Genomic DNA, 20,493 nt, shown 5'->3' with positions numbered 1-20,493 from the left:
GTGGATCGGCTGCCGCCACGCGGCGGGTGCCAGACCCACAGAAACAGATGAGGGGTCCGGGGAGAATGCGTTCTCCCCGGCCTTCCGGCGGCTCATGCCGGGGCCGCGATCAGCAGCCGGTTCATCGCCTCCATCGACCGCCGCAGCGCCGGCAGCTCGCGCCAGAATTGCTCGCGCGACACGCCGTTCGCCGCCAGCTCGTCGGCGATGGCGCCGAAGCTGCGCTTGCCGTCCACCCGCTGCAGGATCGCATTGGCCAGGCGCGGCAGCGGCAGGCTCACCCGGAGGCCGTCGAAGGTGACGGGCAGGGTGCCGTCCTTCGGCAGGCCCTTCGCCAGAGTCGGCCCGTCCATCTCGCGCAGCACCGGCACGGCCTCGGGGTCCTCCCAGGGCGGCGCCGGCAGCTCGGCATCGGCGCGGACGCAATAGACGATGTGGATGCCCATGTTGCCGGTGATCGCCTCGGCCAGCGCCGCGCGCTGCACCGGGTCGAGCCCCGCGGTCCGCGCCCGCAGCTTCGGGTCGGGCAGGTACACATCCGGGTCGTAGCGCACCGGCTCCACCCAGCAGGCGATCCGCAGCCCGGCGGTGCGGACCAGCGCATCCAGCGCCGGGACGGTGTAGGCCTGGTCGCGCGGGTTCAGCAGCAGGTCATAGAGCCCGGCATCGCCGCCCGAGATGTGGTCGGTCAGCCAGGGGTTGCGCTTCAGCCAAGCGGTCTCCGGCACCTGGCGCCACAGCCGGCGGGCGGCATCGACCCGGGCGGCCGGGGCTTCCTCGGCCGGGGCCAGCAGCCGCAGCGCGTCCTGCAGCATGTAGACCCCGGTGCGGCCATGCGGCGCATAGACCATCAGCCCCATCCCGCCGCCCGGCGCCAGGACCGAGGCCAGGGACTTCAGCCCGGCCAGCGGGTCCGGCAGGTGGTGCAGCACGCCGCAGCAGTCGATGTAGTCGAAGGGACCGAGGCTGGAGCCTGCCAGCTCCAGCAGCGAGCCTTCCTCGAAGCAGATATTGTCGAGCTTGCGCGCCGCCGCCCGCGCCTCCGCGATCCCCTTCGCCGCGCCGCTGCGGTCGAGCCAGGTGACGCTGCCCGGCCGCCCGGCCCAGGCCATCTGCTGCGCCAGCATGATGGTGCCGTCGCCGGTCCCGCCGCCGGCCACCAGCGCCCGCAGCGGCGTCGGGGCCGGGCGACGGCCGCCGAAGATCCAGTGGTCGATCTCCCGCAGGTGGCTCGGGCTGCCGACGATCAGCCTTCCGGGACTCCTCGCGCGGGTCGCGCTGGGGATAGGGGAAGGCCTCGTACTGGGCGGCGAGCTGGCGGTCGGCGGCATCGGTCATGGCTGGGGTGCATAAAGCGGGGCGGACGCCCCCGCCAGACTGGTTGCTGGCGGCCCCCGCGCCCGTATCTAGCGGGGATGCGCATGCAAAGCCGCCTCGCCCTGCTCGCCGCCTTCGTGCTTGCCCCGATCGTTGCGGAGGCGCAGCCGCGCCCGCAGAAGCTGGGCGATTTCCAGTCCTGGACCGCCGCCACCTATGCCGAGGGCGGGCAGAAGACCTGCTACGCCTTCGCCCGGCCGAGCAAGTCGGAGCCGGCCCGGCAAGGCGTGCTGCTGACCGTCACCCATCGCCACACGGCGCGGGACACGGTGACCATCTCGGCCGGCTATGCCTTCCCGCGCAACGCCGAGGCGACGGTGAGCGTCGGCGGCACCGAGCTGCCCTTCTATACCTCCGGCTCCACCGCCGCGGCGCGGGACGGGGCGGCGGCGGTGCGCGCCTTCCGCAACGGCCGCGACGCGGTGATGAAGGCGCCCGGCGCCAACGGCAAGGGGACGGCGACCGACACATTCCCGCTGGCTGGCTTCGGCGCCGCCTATGACGCGATCTCGAAGGAATGCCCGGCGGCGGGCGGCGAAGCGATGAACGCCGTGACCCCCGCGGTGGCCGAGCTGACGGCGGCCGAGCGCGACCGGATCCTGGCCAAGACCGCGCTCTTCAACCCACCGCCGATCACCACGCCGGACGGGCGGCGCGAGCTGGTCGGCCTCTCGCGCGAGGAGCTGACCGCCGAGATGGCGGCGATGGGCGAGAAGGCCTTCCGCGCCAAGCAGGTCTGGCACTGGATCTACCACCAGGGCGTCACCGACTTCGCGCAGATGACCTCGATCGCCGGACCGATGCGGCAGGCGCTGGCGGAGCGCTTCGTCATCGGCCGGCCGCAGGCGGCCGAGGTGCAGACCAGCAGCGACGAAACCCGCAAGTGGCTGTTCCGCTGGCGCGACGGGCAGGAGGTGGAGACGGTCTACATCCCCGACCGCCACGCCGACCGCGGCGCCGTCTGCATCAGCACGCAAGTGGGCTGCACCCTGTCCTGCCGCTTCTGCCACACGGGGACGCAGAAGCTGGTCCGTAACCTCGGCGCCGCCGAGATCGTCGGCCAGTTCATGGCCGCCCGCGACAGCTACGGCGAATGGCCGAGCCCGAAGGACGACCAGCCGCGGCTGCTGTCCACCATCGTCGTGATGGGCATGGGCGAGCCGCTGTACAATTACGAGAACACCGCCAAGGCGCTGCGCATCATCATGGATGGCGAGGGCATCGGCCTGTCGCGCCGGCGCATCACGCTCTCGACCAGCGGCGTCGTGCCGATGATGGACCGCTGCGGCGAGGAGCTCGGCGTCAACCTCGCGGTTTCGCTGCACGCCGTGACCGACGAGCTGCGCAACGAGATCGTGCCGCTGAACCGCAAGTACCCGATCAAGGAGTTGCTGGACGCCTGCCGCCGCTATCCCGGCGCCAGCAACGCAAGGCGCATCACCTTCGAATACGTCATGCTGCGCGGGGTGAACGATTCGGAAGCCGAGGCGCGCGAGCTGGTGCGGCTGCTGCACGGGCTGCCGGCGAAGATCAACCTGATCCCCTTCAACCCCTGGCCGGGCTCGCCCTACCAGACCAGCACCTACGAGCAGACCGGCCGCTTCGCCGCCATCCTCAACGATGCCGGCTATTCCAGCCCGATCCGCCGGCCGCGCGGGCGGGACATCCTGGCCGCCTGCGGGCAGCTGAAGACCGAAAGCGAGCGGGAGCGGAAGTCGGCCGGCTAGGGGAAGCGCGGAGGGGCGCGCGCGCCGGACGCGTCCCCTGGAAGCCGTGATCCGCAGCGGCGCGGCGTCCGTTCCGGGACTCGAACCGCCATAGGACAGCCGCCCCACCGCCGATTATAAGGCGAGCATCGGGCCACCCTTCGCCACTTTGGGTTGGGGGTCCCGCCAGGGAAACCTCGATGCCGCCCAAATTCCTCCGCTACGCCCTGCTGCTCGGCGCGCTCTGCGCGGCGCCCGCCCTCGCCGAGCCGGAGCGCCCCGGCCCCGCCGGCGCCGCCTTCTACCAGGCGCCGAGCCCGCTGCCGCCCGGCGAGCGCGGCGCGGTGATCTGGGCCCGGCCGCTGGCGGCCGAGGCCTCGCTGCCCAGCGCCGCGGCCAACCTGCTGGTGCTCTACCGCTCGACCGATGCCGAGGGCAAAGCCGCCGCCGTCTCCGGCACCGTGGCGATCCCGCCCGGCACCCCGCCGGCCGGCGGCTGGCCGGTCATTACCTGGGCGCATGGCACCACCGGCCTCGCCAGCGCCTGCGCCCCCTCGCTCGACACGCCAGAGGGCCGGAGCATCCCTACCTCCGCCGCCCTGCGGCGGCTGCTGGATAGGTTCGTCCGCCGCGGCTATGCGGTGGTGGCGAGCGACTATATCGGCCTCGGCACGCCCGGGCCGCATCCCTTCCTGCAGGGCGGGCCGACCGGGCGCAACACGCTCGACATGCTGCGCGCGGCGCGGCGGATCGAGCCCGCGATCGGCAGCCGCTATGCGGTGATGGGGCATTCGCAGGGCGGCCAGGTGGCGCTCTTCGCCGGGGCGCTGGGGCCGGAGGTGGTGCCGGAACTGACCCAGGTCGGCACGCTGGCCTTCGCCCCGGGCTCGCAGATCATGGACCGGCTGGCCATGGTGCGGCAGGCGCCGGACGTGCAGCTTTCGATGCCCTACGTGCTCTATGCGCTGCAGTCCTTCGCCGGGACGTATCGCGACATCGACCTGCAGCGGCTGCTCACGCCGCCGGCCCTCGTGCACCTGCCGGACCTGCAGCAGGGCTGCATGACGCATGCGCTGACCACCGGCTACTGGGCCGGCGCCATCGCCCGCGACCAGTTCCTGCCGGATGCCGACGACACCGCGCTGGCCCGCGCGGCGGCGGCGAACGAGCCGGGCGCGCTGCGCCTGCCGGCGCCGGTGCTGATCGTCCAGGGCACCGCGGATGTGACGGTGATGCCGGAGGCGACGGATCGCCTCACCCATCAGCTCTGCGGCAAGGGGACGCGGCTGGCCTACCGGCCGGAGCCGGGGGCCGACCACAACGGCTCGATGGTCGCCGGCGAGGCGGCGGCGCATGCCTGGATCGAGGCGCGCTTCGCTGGCGAGGCGGCGGCCAGCGATTGCGGCAGCCTGCCGAAGGCGGGGAAGTAGACAGCAAGGTTGGGGAGGGGAAAAGGTATTCCCTCCCCAAGCCCCACCCTTCCCTTTCGTGAGTCGGGTGCCGACTCGGAGAAATAGAGGAGGGTCCAGGGAGGATACTTCCTCCCCGGCCTTACTCCGCCGTCGCGCCGCTCTCCCGCACCACCCGCGCCCAGACCTCGATCTCCTTGGCCAGGAACTGCGCATACTCCTCGGCCGAGCCGCCCGTGGCCCAGGCGCCCATTCCGGCCAGCCGCGCCGTCACCTCCTCGTCCCGCAGCGCCGCGTTCACCGCCGCGTTCAGCCGGGCGATCGTCGCCGGCGGGGTCTTCGCCGGCGCCAGGATGCCCTGCCAGATCCCCGTGTCGCTGCCCGGCGGCATCAGCCCGGCCTCGGCCATGGTCGGGACATCCGGCAGTTGCGCCGCGCGCTTCAGGGTGGAAACCGCGATCGGCCGCACCAGCCCGTCCCGCGCGAGGGGCAGCGCGGTGTTGAAGGCGTCCGACATGAACTGGACATTGCCCGAGGCGGTGTCGGTCAGCGCCGCCGCAGTGCCACGATAGGGCACGTGCACCGCCTCCACCCCCAGATGCCGCATCACCATGAAAGCCTGCAGGTGGGAGATGTTGCCGACCCCGCCCGAGCCGTAGCTGATCCTGCCCGAATCGCCCGCGCCCAGGCAGCGAATTCGGCCGGGTTCCGCACCGGCAGGCGGGGATTCACCACCAGCAGCGACGGCGCGGAAGCGGTGAGCGCCACCGGCGCCAAATCCTGCCGCAGGTCGTAGGCGAGCCTGCGGTAGAGCGCTTGGCTGATGGCGATGGAGGAGGTGTTGTAGAGCAGCACGCTGCCATCGGCGTCGGCTTTAGCCACGACCTCGGCGGCGATGTTGCCATTGGCGCCGCCTCGGTTCTCGATCACCACGACCTGGTTGAGGGCGCGGCCCATTTTCTCGCCCACCAGACGGCCGATGACGTCGGTCGGCCCGCCGGCGGGGAAGGCGATGACCAGGCGGATCGGCCGTGCCTCCTGCGCCCGGGCAAGGACGGGGGCGGCGAGCACGGCGCCAAGCAGCTGCTCGGCGCCGCATCACGCCCGGCCCGCCAGCAGGCGTTTCACCGTGTAGTCCATCACCGTCTCTCCCCTTTGGTTCGTCACCGTCACCTCGCTGGTCACCACGGCGCGGTTGCCGGCCGAGGTCGAGCAGATTCCGGTCACCGCCAACTCGGCGCCGATCGTGTCGCCGACGCGGACCGGCGCGCGGGCGCGGATATGGGTCTCGAGCAGGGCGAGGCCGGTGCCATGCGCCATGCCGGCGAGCACGATGCCCTCGATCAGCGCATGCGTCAGCGCGGCCGGCACCGGTCGGGGCCCGAGCGCGCCGCCCAGCGTGGCATCGACGAAGAGCGGCTCCTGCATGCCCGTCACGCCGACGAAGCCGACCAGGTCGGCCTCGGTCACGGTGCGGCGGAAGCTGCGGAAGCGCTGGCCTTCCGCCAGGTCCTGCCAGTGGAAGCCCTGGCCGAGCAGGGAGGGCGTTTCGCTCATGCAAGCAGGCTCGGCGGCCTACGCGGCGCTGTCAACGCGACCCGGAACCCGGTACCGCCGCGGGGATTGATGGCCGGCGCCGCCATGGGGATCCGCCGCACGGATGCCGCGACCCTTGTCGGTGCGCTCGCCACGCTCTGCTCGACCACCGGTCTCGTGCCGCAGGCCTGGAAGGTGATCCGCACCCTCGACACCGCTCCCATCTCCCGCCGGATGTACAGCATCACGGTGATCGGCTTCTCGCTCTGGCTCACCTATGGCCTGCTGCTCTCGGGCTTCATCCTGACGATGAAGCTGCTGCCGCGGCACCAGAAGGAGAAGTTGGCCGAGGCACTGGACCCGGCGGCGGGCTGACGCGACCGGAGCGCCGGCGGGCGCGGAAGGCGGAATCGGCCACGTCGGCGCCCACTTGACGCCCCGGCGACGGAGCCGCCCTATCGCCCGGCATGCCCCCCGCCATTCCCATCGCCCTCTTCGCCCTGGCCGGCTTCACCACAGGCGCGGGGATGCGGATGCTGGATCCGCTGCTGCCGCTGATCGCCGCCGATTTCGGCGTGCGGGTGGCGCAGGCGACCATGCTCGTCGCCGCCTTCGTGCTGCCCTACGGGCTGGTGCAACTGGTCGCCGGGCCGCTTGGCGACCGCCTCGGCAAGGTGCGGATCGCGGTCTTCGCCGTGCTGCTCTTCGGCCTCGGACTGGTCGCCAGCTATTTCACCACGCGCTTCGGCGGGCTGGTCGGGCTGCGCGCCTGGTGCGGGGTCTTCGCTGGAGCGGTCATCCCGCTGCTCATGGCGCATGTCGCCGACAGCGTCCCGTATGCCGAGCGCCAGGTGACGATCAGCCGCTTCCTCACGGGGATGGTCATGGCGCAGCTGCTGGCCGGGCCGGTCTCCGGCGTGCTGGCGGAACTGGCGGGCTGGCGGCTGCCCTTCCTGGTGCTCGGGCTGCTGGCGCTCGGCGTCGGCGGGGTGCTGGGGTGGCGGCTCGGCCCGGCGCTGTGGCGGGGCGACGCGGGCGGGGCTGGCGGGCGCGGGATGGCGGCCTATCTCGACCTGCTGCGCAAGCCCTCGGGGCGCTGGCTGATGGCGGTCGCCTTCCTCGACGGCTTCCTGCTCTTCGGCGGCGCCTTCCCCTTCACCGGCTCCTTCCTGATCGAGGTCTTCGGCCGCAACGCCGCCGAGGCCGGGCTGGTGGTGGCCGGCTTCGGGCTCGGCGCCTTCGCCTATACCCGCGGCGCCCGGCCCTTGTTGAAGCGTTTCGGCGAGACGGGGCTGCTGACCATCGGCGGAATCGGCCTGGCGCTGCTGCTGGCGGGGCTGGCGCTGGCGCCTTCCTGGCCGGTGGTGGCCGTCGTTCAGGTGGCGCTGGGGCTTGCCTTCTACATGTTCCACGGCGTGCTGCAGACCATGTCGACCGAGGCGCTGCCGGAGGCGCGCGGCACCGCCGTGGGAGCCTTCGCCCTCGCCCTTTTCCTCGGCCAGAGCGGCGGGTCGCTCGCCTTCGGGCTTGGCCTGACGGTGATCGGCTACCGCGGCGGCTTCCTGGCGGCGGCGCTCGGGGTGCTGGGTTTGGCGCTTTGGGCGCGGCGCGGGGCGAGGGTAGCCTGAACGCCGGAGCGTGGAGGAGCGGCCGATGGAACCGATGTACCTGGAGGATTTCGCGGCGGGGCAGGTCTTCCGTTCCCCGACCTATGAGGTCACCGAGGCCGAGATCCTGGCCTATGCGCGGCAATACGACCCGCAGCCCTTCCACCTCGACCATGAGGCGGCCAAGGGCACGCTGTTCGGCGGCCTGGCGGCGAGCGGCTGGCATACCGCTGCCATGACCATGCGGCTGATCGTGGGCAGCGAATTCCGCCCGGCCTGGGGGTGATCGGCGGCCGGATGGAGAGCGTGGAATGGCAGCGCCCGGTGCGGCCCGGTGACGTGCTACGCGTCGAGACCGAGGTGCTGGAGGTGAAGCCGAGCCGCAGCAAGCCGGAGCAGGGAATGCTGCGGGTGCGCTGCACGACCTTCAACCAGAAGGACCAGCCTGTGCAGATGATCGTGCCGAACATCATCGTGCCGCGGCGGTCGGCGGCCTGACCCGGAAAGGCATGCCCATGCTCCGGCGATGGCCCTGGCCGCCCTTTCCCTGGGCACTGCCGAGGGAGCGCGGCTCGGTGCCGACCTGCCTTGCCGCGACCCTGGCGGATGCCGGGCGGCAGGCGCGGATCGCGGGAGGGCGTGAACGCCCGGAAGCGTGAAGCCGCCCTTGAACCGATGCCATGCGGGAAGTCGACCGCGCCGCGGGCTTCCCCGAGCGGCCGATGGCGCGGGAGAAGGTGGCGCGGTGAGTCCACGGCAACCTCGCTGGTCGCGCGGCCGCGACGAGGGCTGCCTGGCGGCGATCCGGGCGCTACCAGGGCGGCGACCTGCCCGGCCCGCTGCGGCGGCTGACCCGACGCTCGGGCGAGGCCGGCTGGCCCGGAGCGGCCGGCCGCCTATACTCCCGCCATGACCGTCCTGAAGATTGCCCGCATGGGTCACCCCGTCCTGCTCGAGCGATGCCGGCCCGTTGCCGATCCCGGCGCGCCGGAGATCCGCCGGCTGGTGCGCGACATGGTCGAGACGATGGAGGACGCGCCTGGCGCCGGGCTCGCCGCGCCGCAGGTGCATGTCCCGCTGCGGCTCTTCGTTTTCCGGGTGCGGCCCGACCGCAGCACGGGGGCGCCCGACGACACCGTCATCGGCAACACGGTGGTGATCAACCCGGTGGTCGAGCCGGTCGGCGAGGAGATGCATCTGCGCTGGGAGGGGTGCCTTTCGATTCCCGGCCTGCGCGCAGCGGTGCCGCGCTTCCGCCGCGTGCGCTATTCGGGCGTGGATTGCGACGGGCAGCCCATCACCGCCGAGGTCGGCGGCTTCCATGCCGGCGTCGTCCAGCATGAGAACGACCACCTGGACGGCATCCTCTATCCGATGCGAATGACCGATTTCGGCCGAATGGGCTTCAACGACGAGATCAGCCGGGCGCAGGAGTTGGCGCAGCGGCTGGAGGCCATCCATGCGGAATGGGATGGCGCCGCCGGCAACGGCTGACGGCCTTCGGCCTCCCCGCCGGGCGGCGCCGCGGCCGTCAGGTCTTCGACTCGTCCTCCGCCGCCTTCCGCGCCGGCGGCCCGACCAGCCGCCGCACCGCCGCCAACATCGCCGGCGTGTCCCAGGCCGCGGCACCCTCCAGCCGCGCCATCTCCCGCCCCTGCCGGTCCACCACCACCGTGGTCGGCAGGCCGCGCACTCCCATCGCCCGTCCGGCCGCACCCCGCGGGTCGAGCCAGAGGCCGAGCCGGGTGATCTTCCTGTCGCGCAGGAAGGTCTCGACCACAGGCTTGCCGCCGCGGTCTGAGGACAGCGCCAGCACCTGGATCCCGTCCCCCAGCAGCGCCGCCTGGGCGCGGTCGAGCGCCGGCATCTCCTCGACGCAGGGGCCGCACCAGGTGGCCCATAGGTTGATCAGCAGCCCGGTCCCGGCGAAGTCGGCAATCCGGCGCTCCTGCCCCTCGGCATCGGTGAAGCTGAAGTTGGGCAGCGGCTTCGGCCCGTCCTCCCGCAACTGGCCGAAGGGACCTGCGGCCCGCACTTTGCGCGCCAGGGGCGCGGCGGCCAGGGTCGCCGCCGCCAGCAGCAGGCCCCGCCGGGCCAGCGGGCGGGGCCATTCGAGACCGGAAAGCGCAGCCATCGTGTCCAGCAACTCCCAATGGGGCGGCCGCTTCGCCGCCGGGCCGTCCGCCATCATGCAGGCGATCAACGCCTCGATCGGCTTCGACCGCAAGATGTGGCGGCAGGACATCGCCGGCAGCCTCGCCCATGCCGCCATGCTGGCGCATGTGGGGATCATCGAGCCCGCTGACGAGGCCGCCATCCGGGAAGGCCTGGGCGCCATCGCCGCGCGGATCGAGGCCGGGAACTTCGCCTGGGACGAGGGCCTCGAGGACATCCACATGAACATCGAGGCCCGCCTCACCCAGGCGATCGGGGAGGCGGGCAAGCGGCTGCACACCGGACGCAGCCGCAACGACCAGGTGGCGCTCGATGTCCGCTTGTGGGTGCGCGACGCGATCGACGGCCTCTCCGGCCAGGTCGAGGACGTGATGCGGGCGCTGGTCGCCCGCGCCGAGGAGCATGCCGCGACGGTCATGCCCGGCTTTACCCATCTGCAGCCGGCCCAGCCCGTCACCTTCGGGCACCACCTGCTGGCCTATGTCGAGATGCTCTCGCGCGACCTCTCGCGCCTGAGGGACTGCCGCAAGCGCATGAACGAGAGCCCGCTGGGTGCGGCGGCGCTGGCCGGCACCGGCTTCCCGATCGACCGCCACATGACGGCCAAGGCGCTCGGCTTCGACGGGCCGACCCGCAACAGCCTCGACAGCGTGGCGTCGCGCGACTTCGCCGCCGAGTTCCTGTTTGCCTGCGCCATGTGCGCCACGCATCTCTCCCGCTTCGCCGAGGAGATCGTGATCTGGACCAACCCGTACTTCGGCTTCGTCAAGCTAAGTGATGCCTTCACGACCGGCAGCAGCATCATGCCGCAGAAGCGCAATCCGGATGCGGCGGAACTCGTCCGCGGCAAGACCGGCCGCATCACCGGCGCGCTGGTCGGGCTGCTGACGGTGCTGAAGGGCCTGGCGCTGACCTATTTCAAGGACATGCAGGAGGACAAGGAAGGCATCTTCGACGCCGCCGAGAACCTCACCCTCTCGCTTGCCGCCATCGCCGGCATGGTGCGCGACATGCAGCCGAACGTGGTGCGGTTGGAGCAGGCCGCCGGCGCCGGCTTCTCCACCGCGACGGATCTCGCCGACTGGCTGGTGCGCGAGCTGCGGATGCCCTTCCGCGACGCGCACCACGTCACCGGCCGCCTGGTGGCGAAGGCCGAGGCGAAGGGCTGCGACCTCGCCGGGCTGACGCTCGAGGAGATGCGGGCGGAGGAGCCGCGCATCACCGACGCCATCTTCGGCGTGCTGACGGTGCAGGCCTCGGTCGCCTCCCGGCAATCCTATGGCGGCACCGCGCCGGCCAATGTGGCCCGCATGGCGGCCGAATGGCGGGAGCGCCTGGCATGACCCCGTCATGACCCGGTCGCTGCTCGCCCTGCTGGCACTGGGGATGCTGGCCGCCTGCGGCCGCGCCGGGCCGCCGCGGGTGCCCGGGCCGAAGGAGGAGGTGATCTACCCTCGCACCTATCCGCGCTACGAGTCCCTGCCGAAGCCGGACCCGGCGACCGGGACGGCGCCGGCCTCCCAGCCGCGCTAGCCTCTTGCCAGCGGCGGTGGTTGCCATGACATCCTGCGGGCGATGACCGGCGCCAAGCCGGCACGCTGAGGAGTGTCGGGATGCATCGGTTGACGCGCCGCGGGACGATGGCGGCAGGGCTTGGGTTGCTGGCCGCACCGGCCCCGGCACAGGGGATCTGGCCCACCGGGCCGATCCGCTTCATCGGCATCTTCCCGCCCGGCGGCGGCACCGACATCCTCTCGCGCATCTGGTGCCAGCGCATGGCCGAGATCACTGGCGAGCAATTCGTCGTCGAGAACCGCAGCGGCTCGGCCGGCAACATCGGCACGGAAGCCATTGCCCGCGCGACCCCGGATGGCCGGACCATCGGCCTCGCCTCGGTCGCCTCGCTGGCCATCGCGCCGACGCTCTACAAGCGCCTGCCCTTCGACGTGAACAAGGACTTCACCTATCTCGGCGGCCTCTGGCAGCTGCCGAACCTGCTGGTGGTGCATCCTTCCGTGCCGGCGAAGACGGTGCCGAAGCTGATCGCGCTGGTGAAGGCCGCGCCCGGCAAGTACTCCTACGCCTCCTCGGGCTCCGGCACGACGGTGCATCTCTCGGGCGCGATGTTCGCCGCCATGGCGGGGCTCGAGATGATCCACGTGCCCTATCGCGGCGGGGCGCCGGCGCATGTCGACCTGCTCGCCGGCCGCGTCCACATGATCTTCGACAACATCCCCCAGGCGCTGCAGGAGGCGAAGGAGGGCAGGGTGCGGGCGCTGGCCGTCACCGGCGCCGAGCGCAGCCCGCAGGCCCCCGAGATCCCGGCCATGGCGGGATCCCTGCCCGGCTTCGAGATCACCTCCTGGGGCGGCGTGATGGCCCCGGCCGGGCTGCCGCCGGCGATGGCCGAGCGCATTGGCGCGCTGACGAAGCAGGCCGTGCAGAGCCCGGAGGTGGCGGCGCGCTACGCCGAGAACGGCGCCGTCGTCTGGCCGGTCAGCGGCGAGGAGCTGGCCCGCTTCCGCGCCGCGAACGAGCAGGCCTTCGCCCCGGTGATCCGCGCCTCGGGCGCCCAGGTGGACTGAGCCGCCGCGATCGGGCCGCGCGGATTGCGGCTCGACCGCCGGCGCCGCTGCGCTAGGCTGCGCGATCACCCGGACGCAGAGCCGGGACGGAGGAATGCCATGCCGACCAGCCGACCCCGCCCGGGACCGACGCGCCGCAGCCTGCTCGCCGCTGCGCCGCTGCTCGCCGCCCCTGGCCTCGCCCGCGCGCAGACGGGCCCCGGCGCCGACTGGCCGAACCAGCCGGTCCGCTACATCAATCCCTATCCTCCGGGCGGCTCCACCGACACGCTCTCGCGGCTGTGGTGCCAGAAGATGACGGAGGTCACCGGCCAGCAATTCATCGTCGAGAACCGCGGCGGCTCGGGCGGCGACATCGGCGTGGAGTCGGTGGCGCGGTCGCGGCCGGACGGGCTGACGGTGGGGCTGGGCGGCATCGCCTCGCACGCCATCTCGCCCACGCTCAAGGCCAGCCTGCCCTTCGACCCGGTGAAGGACTTCACCTTCGCCACCGGGCTCTGGAAATTGCCCAACCTGCTGGTCGTCAACAACGACCTGCCGGTGCGCACGGTCCCGGAGCTGATCGCGCTGCTGAAGGCAGATCCGGGGAAGTATTCGTACGGCTCGGCCGGGCCGGGGACGACGCTGCACCTCTCGGGCGCCATGCTCGGCCAGCTGGCGGGGCTCGACATCCAGCACGTGCCCTATCGCGGCGCGGCGCCGGCGATGATCGACCTGCTGGCCGGCCGCGTGCAGTTCATGCTGGACAACATCCCCGGCGCCATCGCCCAGGCGCGCCAGGGCAAGGTGCGGGCGCTGGCGGTGACCAGCGCGAAGCGCAGCCCGGTCGCGCCCGAGCTGCCGAGCCTGGCGGAATTCCTGCCCGGCTTCGACATCGTCTCCTGGACCTGCCTGATCGGCCCGGCCGGCCTGCCGCCGGCCATGGTGGCGCGGATGAACGCGCTGTCGAAGCGGGCGCTGGAGAGCGAGGACCTGAAGAAATCCTATTTCGAGCAGGGCGCCGAGACCTGGTGGGCGACGCCGGAGGAGGTCGCGGCCTACCGGCTGCAGCAATACGAAAAGCTGCGCCCGCTGATCATCGCCTCCGGTGCGCAGCAGGGCTGACGCCTCTCCCCAAGGGGGACGTCACCTGCGATGCTGCCGGCCGGCGCGTGACGCAGATTGCCGCAAGGCGGCACGCCGCTCGCTCAACACCACGCCAGGGCGGCGGGCCGGACAGCCCGTGCCGCACGCCGTCCCTGGCCGCCGGGAGGAACGCATGCCCGTCATGGACCGCGCCGAGGACGGCGTGGACAGCCGCTATGCCTGGATGCGGCTCGCCGCCTCGGTCTCGCTCAGCACGCTGGGCGGCGTCGGGCTCTGGTCCATCGTCGTGGCGCTGCCCGCGGTGCAGGCGGAGTTCGGCACGGCGCGGGCCGATGCGGCGCTGCCCTACACCCTGACCACGCTGGGCTTCGCCGCGGGCGGCATCCTGATGGGCAAGCTCTCCGACCGCTTCGGCGTGCTGGTACCGGTGCTGATCGGCATCGTTGCGCTCGCCGCCGGCTACGTGCTCTCGGCGCAGGCGACCAGCATGGTGCAGTTCGCCCTCATCCATGGTGCGCTGATCGGCCTGCTCGGCAGCTGCGCCACCTTCGGGCCGCTCGTCGCCGATACCTCGCTCTGGTTCAGGCGGCGGCGCGGCTTCGCCGTCTCGCTCGCGGCCAGCGGCAACTACTTCGCCGGGGCGGTCTGGCCGCCGCTGGTGCAGGCCGGCATCGCCGCCCATGGCTGGCGGCAGACCCATGTGATGGTCGGCCTCGCCTGCCTCGCGCTGATGCTGCCCTTGGTGCTGGTCCTGCGCCGGCCGCCGCCGCGGCAGGAGCCGGTGCGGATCGTCGCCGATGCGGCGGCGTCGAGCCCGCTCGGCCTCAGGCCCAATACGCTGCAGGTGCTGCTCGGCATCGCCGGCATCGCCTGCTGCATCGCCATGGCCATGCCGCAGGTCCATATTGTCGCCTACTGCGTCGACCTCGGCTATGGCCCGGCGCGCGGGGCGGAGATGCTCTCGGTCATGCTGGCCTGCGGCGTGGTCAGTCGGCTGGCCTTCGGCGCCATCCTCGACCGCATTGGCAGCACCGCCACCTTGCTGCTTTCCGCCAGCCTGCAGGCGCTGGCGCTGGCGCTGTTCCTACCCTTCGACGGGCTGGTCTCGCTCTACCTCGTCTCCGGCATCTTCGGCCTGTTCCAGGGTGGCATCGTCTCGACCTACGCTGTCATCGTGCGGGAGAACGTGCCGGCGAAGGAGGTCGGCGTCCGCGTCGGCATTGCGCTGTCGGCGACGCTGGTCGGCATGGCGATCGGCGGTTGGATGTCGGGGCTCGCCTTCGACCTGACCGGGTCCTACCGGATGGCGGTGGCGAACGGGATCGCCTGGAACCTGGTGACGATCCTTATCGCCGGGTGGCTGGTGCTGCGGCGCAGGGGGCGGCTGGCCTATGCCTGAGGGGCCGGCTGCAGACCCGCCTCGGCGCTTGGCGGAAGCCGGCTACCTCGGCAGGACCAGCCCCTCCCCGAACAGGGCCGCGACGCGCTCGGCCACGCGCGGCATCGCCCGGCGCGCGGCCGCGGCATCCCCGGCGCTGCCCGCGCCATCCCCCGCCCGCGCACGCAGGATAGCGCGGATCTGCAGCGCGCTTGCGCCATCGGGCGAGCGGCGGAGCGCCTCCTCGATGTCGCGCGCCGCGCCCGGGTCGTCGTTCCGCAGCAGGGCGAGGCCGGCACGGGCCGTGTAGGGCCATCCATTTCCAGGCTTGGCCAGGAGGATCGCGTCGGCCATGTCGGCCTCGGCCGCCCTCGTCTCCCCGAGGCGATTGCGAGCTAGGCCGCGGTCGGCGAGCGCGGTCGCATTCTTCGGGTCAAAGCGGACGGCCGCGTCGAATTCCTCGACCGCCGCCCGCCACTGCCCCTTGAGCGCCCGGGCGATGCCGCGCCCGACCAGGGCGTCCGTGTTGGCCGGGGCGCAGCGCAGCAGGCTGCCGAAGTCGGCCAGCGCCCCATCGAGGTCGCCCTGGTCCATGCGCAGTCGGGCGCGCCCCTGCAGCGCGAGCGGGTGGCGGGGTGTGCGCGCGAGGACCTCGGCGAAGTCGGCCGCCGCGCCGGAAACGTCACCCCGCTCGCGGCGGAGGGCGCCCCGCAGCGCAAGCGCGGCGGCGCGCGTGCGGGTCGAGGCGCATCGCCTCCCCGAAATCCGCCATGGCTCCGGCGCGGTCGCCCTGGTCCCGCCGCAGCTGGCCGCGGTTCTGGTAGACGGCGGCGACGTTCGGCGCGAGGCGCACGGCCTTGTCGTGATCGGCGGCCGCGCCCGCGACGTCGCCCAGCCGCCGTCGAAGGTTGCCGCGGTTGCTGTAGCCGGCCGCGGCATTGGGCCGAGCGTCGATGGCCGCGTCGATATCCGCCATTGCGCCGGAAAGGTCGCCGGTGGCCTGGCGAAGGCCGCCGCGGGCCAGCAGCGCGTCGGCCGAGCGTGGGAAGAGCCGGATTGCCTGGTCGAGGTCCGCCCGGGCACCGGCGAGGTCGCATTGCTCCAGGCGGGCATGGCCACGCGCGGTGAGCGGCTTCACCGCGAGGGCGCCGCCGCCACTCCGCTCGATCAGCCAGGTGCAGCTGGCGACCCTCTCCTGGTCCGATGCGGCGGGGGCCAAGCCGATACAGCGCCGCCAGGCATGCTGTTCGCGCATCAGGTCAGGGTTCGGGACCTGCGCCGGGGCATCGGAGGTGGTGAGCAGGAGGACAGCCACGCCGATGAGCCAAGCATGCATGGAGAGCCCCGCTGGAAGCAAGGATATGCGTTGTACACCCAATGACTGCTCAGCCGGGAAACATTGAATCCCGCGCTGCCCGGCGCTGGCGAAGAAAGACCGCGTTTGGGCGCCGGCGGCCCCCCCCGCCCTCATTCGGGGATGCCGGGGCCAGCAGCGGCCTGGGGCAGGGCGCATGGCCGCCCGGCCCACGCGCCGCTTGTCCCACCCCTCCCGCGCCGCACAATGGGCGCATGGCCGCCCCGCTTCCGATCGCCCCCGCCGATCCCGATCCCAGCTTCGCCGAGCTCCTCGCCGCGCGTCCGCACCTCTCGATGAACGCCCTGGACGGGCTGACGATGGAGGGCGTGCCGCTCGCCCGCATCGCCGCCGCGGTCGGCTCGCCTACCTGGGTCTATTCCGCCGGCGCGCTCCGCCGCCGCGCCCGCGCGCTGAAGGCGGCGCTCGCCGGCGCCGGGCTCCGCGCCGGCATCCACTATGCGGTGAAGGCGAATACCAGCCTCGCTGTGCTGCGCGTCCTGGCCGCCGAGGGGCTCGGCGCCGACGTCGTCTCGGAGGGCGAAGCTGCGCGCCGCCCGAGCTGCCGGCATCCCCGCCTCCGGCATCGTCTTCTCCGGCGTCGGCAAGACCGAGCGCGAGCTGCGCCTCGCCATTGCCGAGGACATTGCCCAGATCAACCTCGAAAGCGCCGAGGAAGCCGAGATGCTCTCGGCGCTCGCCGCCTCGCTCGGCCGCGTGGCCCGCGTCGCGCTGCGGGTGAACCCCGACGTCGATGCCAAGACCCACGCCAAGATCACCACCGGCCGGTCGGAGAACAAGTTCGGCGTCGCCATCGACGATGCCCCCGCCCTCTACGCCCGCATCGCCGCCCTGCCGGGGCTCGAGCCGGTCGGCGTCGCCACCCATATCGGCAGTCAAATCACATCAGGCATGGCCGCCTACTGCGCCGCCTATGCCCGCCTCGCAGAGCTGGTCGAGACGCTCTGGGCCGCCGGTCTGCCGGTGAAGCATGTCGATTGCGGCGGCGGCCTCGGCATCCCCTACCGGGACGAGCCTGCGCCGGCGCCCGAGGCCCTGGCCGGCGCCATCAAGGCCAGCCTCGGCCACCTGAACCTGCCGGTGATGCTGGAGCCGGGCCGCTGGATCGCGGGGCCGCCGGGCCTGCTGCTGGCCTCGGTCGTGCTGCAGAAGCAGGGCGGTCATGGTCCCCTTGGCCGCCGCTTCCTGGTGCTCGACGCCGCCATGAACGACCTGATCCGCCCGGCGATGTACGAGGCTTGGCACGGCATCCTGCCGGTCGGCCCGGTCGATTTCGTCGCCCCCGTCTCGCCGGCCGATGTCGTCGGCCCGGTCTGCGAGACCGGCGACACCTTTGCGCGCGGCCGCGCGTTGCCATCTATGCGGCCGGGCGCGCTGGTCGCCTTCCTTGATGCAGGAGCCTATGGCGCGGCGATGAGCAGCACCTACAACATGCGACCCTTGGCCGCCGAGGTCCTGGTCGACGGCACCCGCTTCGCCGTCACCCGCGACCGGCAATCCTATGAAGCCCTGGTCGCCGGGAACCGCATCCCGGCCTGGCTCGAGGACACCTCCCCTGAGCCCCACCGGGCCGGCAGCCCCGGGGGGCAATACCCCCGCGGGCCTCGCCGCGGCGCTCCGGCGCCGGCGCCGCCTCGCGCGGCTCGCCCCTGTTCTGGGAAGCCGCTTGGCCGCGGGCCTGGCCGGTCCTCGGCCTGCTCGGCCTTTTCCTCGTCGTTGCACTGCTCGACCTGCCGCAGCGGCTGCCCGGCCTGCTGCACATCCTGCTGCTGCTCGGCTTCGCCGGCCTGCTGGGCTGGGCCGGCCGGCGCGCCTGGCGCGGCTTCCGCCTGCCGGACGAGGCCGGGGCGGAGCGGCGGCTGGAGCGCATGTCGGGCCTGCGGCACCGGCCGCTGGCCGCCCTGTCCGACAAGCCCTCGGGCACCGATCCGGCCGGGCTCGCGCTCTGGCAGGTGCACCAGCAGCGCGCGGCGGCGCAGATCCGGCGGCTGCGGGTCGGCACCCCCAAACCCGGCCTGCCGGCGCGCGACCCGCGCGCGCTGCGCGCCGCCGTCCTGCTCGGCGTCGTCGCCGCCCTCACCGTCGCCGGCAGCGAGGCGCCAGAGCGGCTGCGCCGCGCCGTCACCCCCGCCTTCGCCGGCCCGGCCCCGGCCCCCAGCCTGAAGTTGGAGGCCTGGGTCACCCCGCCGGCCTATACGGGCGCAGCGCCGATTTTCCTCGACCCTGCTGGCGGTGCCGCGTCTGTGCCGACCGGCAGCAAGCTGCAGGCCAGCGTCTCCGGCGGCCATGGCGCCGCGCCGGACCTGCTGCTGGACGCCGCGGCCACACCCTTCCGCGCGCTCGACGCCGCCAGCTTCACCGCCGAGGCGATGCTGGAGCATGGCGGCCGTCTCGCGGTCCGCCGCAGCGGCGTGGAGCTCGCGCACTGGGCGCTGACCGTGCAGGCCGACGCGCCGCCGAGCATCGCCTTCGCCGAACCGCCGGCCCGCGCGCCGCGCGGCCTCGGCATCAAGCTGCCCTGGAAAGCGGAGGACGACTGGGGCCTCGCCGGGCTGCGTGCCGAGATGCGGCTGAAGGCGCGGCCCGAGGCGGCGCCGCTGGTGGTCGAGCTGCCTTTGCCGAGTGGCCAGGCGAAGCAAGCCAAGGGGCGGCGACGCCAGACCTCTCCTCGCATCCCTGGGCCGGGCTTGAGGTCCAGGTACGTCTTTTCGCCCGCGACGGGGCGGGGCAGGAGGGGCGTCGGACACCGCCGGCGTCACCCTGCCGGAACGCAGCTTCAACCATCCCGTGGCGAAGCGGCTGATTGCCGTGCGGAAGGAGCTCTCGCTCGAGCCCGAGCGCCGCGCCCCGGCCCGGCGCGAGCTGGAGGCGGTGGCCGCCGCGCCCGAGGCCTTCGAGCACGACGTCACCACCTATCTGTCGCTGCGCGTTGCCCGCTCGCGCCTCATCGTCGACCGCCGGCCGGAGGCGGTGCCGGAGGTGCAGGAGATCCTCTGGCAGGTCGCGCTCGCGCTGGAGGAAGGCCGCGACGGCCGCACCGCCCGCGCCCTGCAGCAGGCGCGGGAGGCGCTGCGCCAGGCGCTCGACCAGGCCGAGCAGAACAAGGCGCAGGAGAAGGATCAGCAGGCGACGCCCGAGCAGCAGCAGAAGCAGGCCGAGGAACGCGCCGAGCTGCAGCGCCGGATCCAGGAGCTGCGCGACGCCATCCGCCAGCACCTGGAGGCGCTGGCCGAGAAGCTGCAGCGCGAGAATGCCGAGGCCATCCCCTTCGACCCGCAGTCGCGCATGCTCGACCAGAAGGAGATGGACCGGAAGACCAGGCGCATGGAGCAGGCGGCGAAGGAAGGCCGCCCCGAGGACGCCAAGAAGGAGCTGGCCGAGCTCGAGGAGATGCTGAAGGCGCTGGAGGAAGGCCGCGTGCAGCGGGCCGAGAACCCGGAGCGGCAGCAGAAGCGCGAGAAGGGCCAGCAGCAGATGGGCGTCGTGCAGGACATGGTGAAGCGCGAGTCCGAGATGCTGGACCGCAGCCACCAGCGCGCCGAGGGTAGCGAACGCGACCGTGCCGCGCAGAACCGCCAGCAGCGGCTGAACCAGCAGAGTTTCCGTTGGCCGCAGGAGCCCCAGCAGGGACAGCAGCAGGGCCAGTCCTCGCCGCAGGACGCCCAGACCCAGGCCGAGCGGGAGCAGGACGCCCGTCGCCAGCGTGCCTTGCGCCGGGCGCTCGGCGAGCTGATGCAGCAATCTGGCGACCTGACCGGTGAGGTGCCGGAAGGCCTCGGCCGCGCCGACCAGGCGATGCGGGAGGCGCAGGAGCAGCTGGGCCAGGGCGGCGATGCCCGCGACGCCCAGCAGCGCGCCTTGAAGGCGCTGCAGGAAGGCGGCAAGCAGATGGCGCAGTCGATGCAGCGCCAGTTCGGCCAACAGGGCCAGGAGGGCGAGGAAGAGGGCGACCCGCAGGACATGGCCGGGGAGAACCAGCCTGGTAGCAGCGGCCAGGACCAAGCACAGGGCCAGGGCGAGGGGCGCGACCCGCTCGGACGGCGGAGCCGCGACGTGAACGGCAATGCGGACAACGGCGCCGATACCCGGGTGCCGGAGGAAGCCGAACTGCTGCGCACCCGGCGGCTGCAGGAGGAGCTGCGCCGGCGCGGCGGCGAGCGGGAGCGGCCAGCCGAGGAGCTGGAATACATCGACCGGTTACTGAAGCGGTTCTGACGGGCGGCGCCTACACTGGCAGGTGGCGCCCATACCGGCATCTC

The 20,493-nt window shown here is 72.7% G+C and carries 17 protein-coding genes and 5 pseudogenes; 16 read left to right on the top strand and 6 right to left on the bottom strand.

The annotated features are described in order from the left end of the window. Window positions 1-92: 92 nt before the first annotated feature. Window positions 93-1,338, bottom strand: a pseudogene (locus ACQ86J_RS11340) (class I SAM-dependent methyltransferase). A 77-nt stretch (window positions 1,339-1,415) separates the two neighbouring features. On the opposite strand from ACQ86J_RS11340, the pseudogene ACQ86J_RS11335 reads away from it, so the two are divergent. From ACQ86J_RS11335 to ACQ86J_RS11325, 3 genes and pseudogenes are all read left to right on the top strand, one after another. Beyond that, a pseudogene (locus ACQ86J_RS11335) lies at window positions 1,416-1,826 on the top strand (invasion associated locus B family protein); the annotation flags it as partial. 93 nt (window positions 1,827-1,919) lie between these two features. Beyond that, the gene (gene rlmN, locus ACQ86J_RS11330) at window positions 1,920-3,104 is read left to right on the top strand and encodes a 23S rRNA (adenine(2503)-C(2))-methyltransferase RlmN (protein ID WP_431272375.1); all 1,185 of its coding nucleotides are present in this window, start codon (window positions 1,920-1,922) and stop codon (window positions 3,102-3,104) included. 179 nt (window positions 3,105-3,283) lie between these two features. Next, a complete protein-coding gene (locus tag ACQ86J_RS11325) occupies window positions 3,284-4,513 on the top strand; it encodes an alpha/beta fold hydrolase (RefSeq protein ID WP_431271181.1) in 1,230 nt (409 codons plus the stop codon). Window positions 4,514-4,634: 121 nt separating this feature from the next. On the opposite strand, the pseudogene ACQ86J_RS11320 reads toward ACQ86J_RS11325, so the two are convergent. Further along, window positions 4,635-5,449: pseudogene (locus ACQ86J_RS11320) on the bottom strand (Bug family tripartite tricarboxylate transporter substrate binding protein). 141 nt (window positions 5,450-5,590) lie between these two features. Continuing rightward, window positions 5,591-6,049, bottom strand: a complete 459-nt coding sequence (locus ACQ86J_RS11315; RefSeq protein WP_431271180.1) for a MaoC family dehydratase — start codon at window positions 6,047-6,049, stop codon at window positions 5,591-5,593. Window positions 6,050-6,118: 69 nt separating this feature from the next. On the opposite strand from ACQ86J_RS11315, the gene ACQ86J_RS11310 reads away from it, so the two are divergent. The 6 genes from ACQ86J_RS11310 to def all read left to right on the top strand — a co-directional run bounded on the left by ACQ86J_RS11310 (window position 6,119) and on the right by def (window position 9,129). Then, entirely contained in the window at window positions 6,119-6,403 is a 285-nt protein-coding gene (locus ACQ86J_RS11310; protein ID WP_431271179.1) for a SemiSWEET family sugar transporter, read from the top strand. A 92-nt stretch (window positions 6,404-6,495) separates the two neighbouring features. Further along, complete coding sequence (locus ACQ86J_RS11305; RefSeq protein ID WP_431271178.1) at window positions 6,496-7,656, top strand: MFS transporter; 1,161 nt, start codon at window positions 6,496-6,498, stop codon at window positions 7,654-7,656. Between the two features lie 25 nt (window positions 7,657-7,681). Further along, window positions 7,682-7,921, top strand: coding sequence for a MaoC/PaaZ C-terminal domain-containing protein (locus ACQ86J_RS11300; RefSeq protein WP_431271177.1), 240 nt, complete (start codon window positions 7,682-7,684; stop codon window positions 7,919-7,921). A gap of 20 nt (window positions 7,922-7,941) precedes the next feature. Beyond that, on the top strand, window positions 7,942-8,133 hold the full coding sequence (locus tag ACQ86J_RS11295; protein WP_431271176.1) for a hypothetical protein: 192 nt from the start codon (window positions 7,942-7,944) through the stop codon (window positions 8,131-8,133). 17 nt (window positions 8,134-8,150) lie between these two features. Next, window positions 8,151-8,294, top strand: a complete 144-nt coding sequence (locus ACQ86J_RS11290; protein ID WP_431271175.1) for a hypothetical protein — start codon at window positions 8,151-8,153, stop codon at window positions 8,292-8,294. Window positions 8,295-8,544: 250 nt separating this feature from the next. After that, a complete protein-coding gene (gene def, locus ACQ86J_RS11285) occupies window positions 8,545-9,129 on the top strand; it encodes a peptide deformylase (RefSeq protein ID WP_431271174.1) in 585 nt (194 codons plus the stop codon). Between the two features lie 37 nt (window positions 9,130-9,166). Here def and ACQ86J_RS11280 read toward each other — a convergent pair whose 3' ends face one another. Beyond that, window positions 9,167-9,769 carry a TlpA family protein disulfide reductase gene (locus ACQ86J_RS11280; RefSeq protein ID WP_431271173.1) on the bottom strand — a complete coding sequence of 201 codons (603 nt, stop codon included), beginning with the start codon at window positions 9,767-9,769 and terminating at the stop codon, window positions 9,167-9,169. A gap of 55 nt (window positions 9,770-9,824) precedes the next feature. Here ACQ86J_RS11280 and argH point away from each other — a divergent pair, with 55 nt between their 5' ends. The 5 genes from argH to ACQ86J_RS11255 all read left to right on the top strand — a co-directional run bounded on the left by argH (window position 9,825) and on the right by ACQ86J_RS11255 (window position 14,880). Further along, window positions 9,825-11,153 (top strand): argininosuccinate lyase, encoded by a 1,329-nt coding sequence (gene argH / locus ACQ86J_RS11275; protein ID WP_431272374.1) that lies wholly within the window; start codon window positions 9,825-9,827, stop codon window positions 11,151-11,153. Between the two features lie 7 nt (window positions 11,154-11,160). Further along, window positions 11,161-11,343, top strand: coding sequence for a hypothetical protein (locus ACQ86J_RS11270; protein WP_431271172.1), 183 nt, complete (start codon window positions 11,161-11,163; stop codon window positions 11,341-11,343). Window positions 11,344-11,423: 80 nt separating this feature from the next. Continuing rightward, entirely contained in the window at window positions 11,424-12,395 is a 972-nt protein-coding gene (locus ACQ86J_RS11265; protein WP_431271171.1) for a Bug family tripartite tricarboxylate transporter substrate binding protein, read from the top strand. Window positions 12,396-12,494: 99 nt separating this feature from the next. Continuing rightward, window positions 12,495-13,499 (top strand): Bug family tripartite tricarboxylate transporter substrate binding protein, encoded by a 1,005-nt coding sequence (locus ACQ86J_RS11260; RefSeq protein ID WP_431271170.1) that lies wholly within the window; start codon window positions 12,495-12,497, stop codon window positions 13,497-13,499. Between the two features lie 154 nt (window positions 13,500-13,653). Beyond that, the gene (locus tag ACQ86J_RS11255; protein WP_431271169.1) at window positions 13,654-14,880 is read left to right on the top strand and encodes an MFS transporter; all 1,227 of its coding nucleotides are present in this window, start codon (window positions 13,654-13,656) and stop codon (window positions 14,878-14,880) included. A gap of 42 nt (window positions 14,881-14,922) precedes the next feature. Here the strand turns inward: ACQ86J_RS11255 and ACQ86J_RS11250 are convergent, their stop codons facing one another. Together ACQ86J_RS11250 and ACQ86J_RS11245 are read right to left on the bottom strand one after the other, a co-directional pair. After that, window positions 14,923-15,573 (bottom strand): tetratricopeptide repeat protein, encoded by a 651-nt coding sequence (locus ACQ86J_RS11250; protein ID WP_431272373.1) that lies wholly within the window; start codon window positions 15,571-15,573, stop codon window positions 14,923-14,925. Next, window positions 15,542-16,174, bottom strand: a complete 633-nt coding sequence (locus ACQ86J_RS11245) for a tetratricopeptide repeat protein (protein ID WP_431271168.1) — start codon at window positions 16,172-16,174, stop codon at window positions 15,542-15,544. Before ACQ86J_RS11245 ends, ACQ86J_RS11250 begins: the two co-directional genes overlap by 32 nt. A 254-nt stretch (window positions 16,175-16,428) precedes the next feature. On the opposite strand from ACQ86J_RS11245, the pseudogene lysA reads away from it, so the two are divergent. Next, window positions 16,429-17,785, top strand: a pseudogene (lysA, locus tag ACQ86J_RS11240) (diaminopimelate decarboxylase); the annotation flags it as partial. A gap of 38 nt (window positions 17,786-17,823) precedes the next feature. Then, window positions 17,824-20,449, top strand: a pseudogene (locus ACQ86J_RS11235) (DUF4175 domain-containing protein). Window positions 20,450-20,493: the final 44 nt, after the last annotated feature.

Origin of the sequence: Dankookia sp. P2, assembly GCF_050632255.1 — a bacterium.
Taxonomy (GTDB): domain Bacteria; phylum Pseudomonadota; class Alphaproteobacteria; order Acetobacterales; family Acetobacteraceae; genus Paracraurococcus.
This window is presented reverse-complemented; position numbering and strand designations above follow the sequence as displayed.

Bases quoted from the DNA above. Each gene is read 5' to 3' on its own strand.
- rlmN (WP_431272375.1), top strand. From the start codon at position 1,920: ATGAACGCCGTGACCCCCGCGGTGGCCGAGCTGACGGCGGCCGAGCGC.
- ACQ86J_RS11325 (WP_431271181.1), top strand. From the start codon at position 3,284: ATGCCGCCCAAATTCCTCCGCTACGCCCTGCTGCTCGGCGCGCTCTGC.
- ACQ86J_RS11315 (WP_431271180.1), bottom strand. From the start codon at position 6,049: ATGAGCGAAACGCCCTCCCTGCTCGGCCAGGGCTTCCACTGGCAGGAC.
- ACQ86J_RS11310 (WP_431271179.1), top strand. From the start codon at position 6,119: ATGGCCGGCGCCGCCATGGGGATCCGCCGCACGGATGCCGCGACCCTT.
- ACQ86J_RS11305 (WP_431271178.1), top strand. From the start codon at position 6,496: ATGCCCCCCGCCATTCCCATCGCCCTCTTCGCCCTGGCCGGCTTCACC.
- ACQ86J_RS11300 (WP_431271177.1), top strand. From the start codon at position 7,682: ATGGAACCGATGTACCTGGAGGATTTCGCGGCGGGGCAGGTCTTCCGT.
- ACQ86J_RS11290 (WP_431271175.1), top strand. From the start codon at position 8,151: ATGCTCCGGCGATGGCCCTGGCCGCCCTTTCCCTGGGCACTGCCGAGG.
- def (WP_431271174.1), top strand. From the start codon at position 8,545: ATGACCGTCCTGAAGATTGCCCGCATGGGTCACCCCGTCCTGCTCGAG.
- ACQ86J_RS11280 (WP_431271173.1), bottom strand. From the start codon at position 9,769: ATGGCTGCGCTTTCCGGTCTCGAATGGCCCCGCCCGCTGGCCCGGCGG.
- argH (WP_431272374.1), top strand. From the start codon at position 9,825: ATGCAGGCGATCAACGCCTCGATCGGCTTCGACCGCAAGATGTGGCGG.
- ACQ86J_RS11270 (WP_431271172.1), top strand. From the start codon at position 11,161: ATGACCCGGTCGCTGCTCGCCCTGCTGGCACTGGGGATGCTGGCCGCC.
- ACQ86J_RS11265 (WP_431271171.1), top strand. From the start codon at position 11,424: ATGCATCGGTTGACGCGCCGCGGGACGATGGCGGCAGGGCTTGGGTTG.
- ACQ86J_RS11260 (WP_431271170.1), top strand. From the start codon at position 12,495: ATGCCGACCAGCCGACCCCGCCCGGGACCGACGCGCCGCAGCCTGCTC.
- ACQ86J_RS11255 (WP_431271169.1), top strand. From the start codon at position 13,654: ATGCCCGTCATGGACCGCGCCGAGGACGGCGTGGACAGCCGCTATGCC.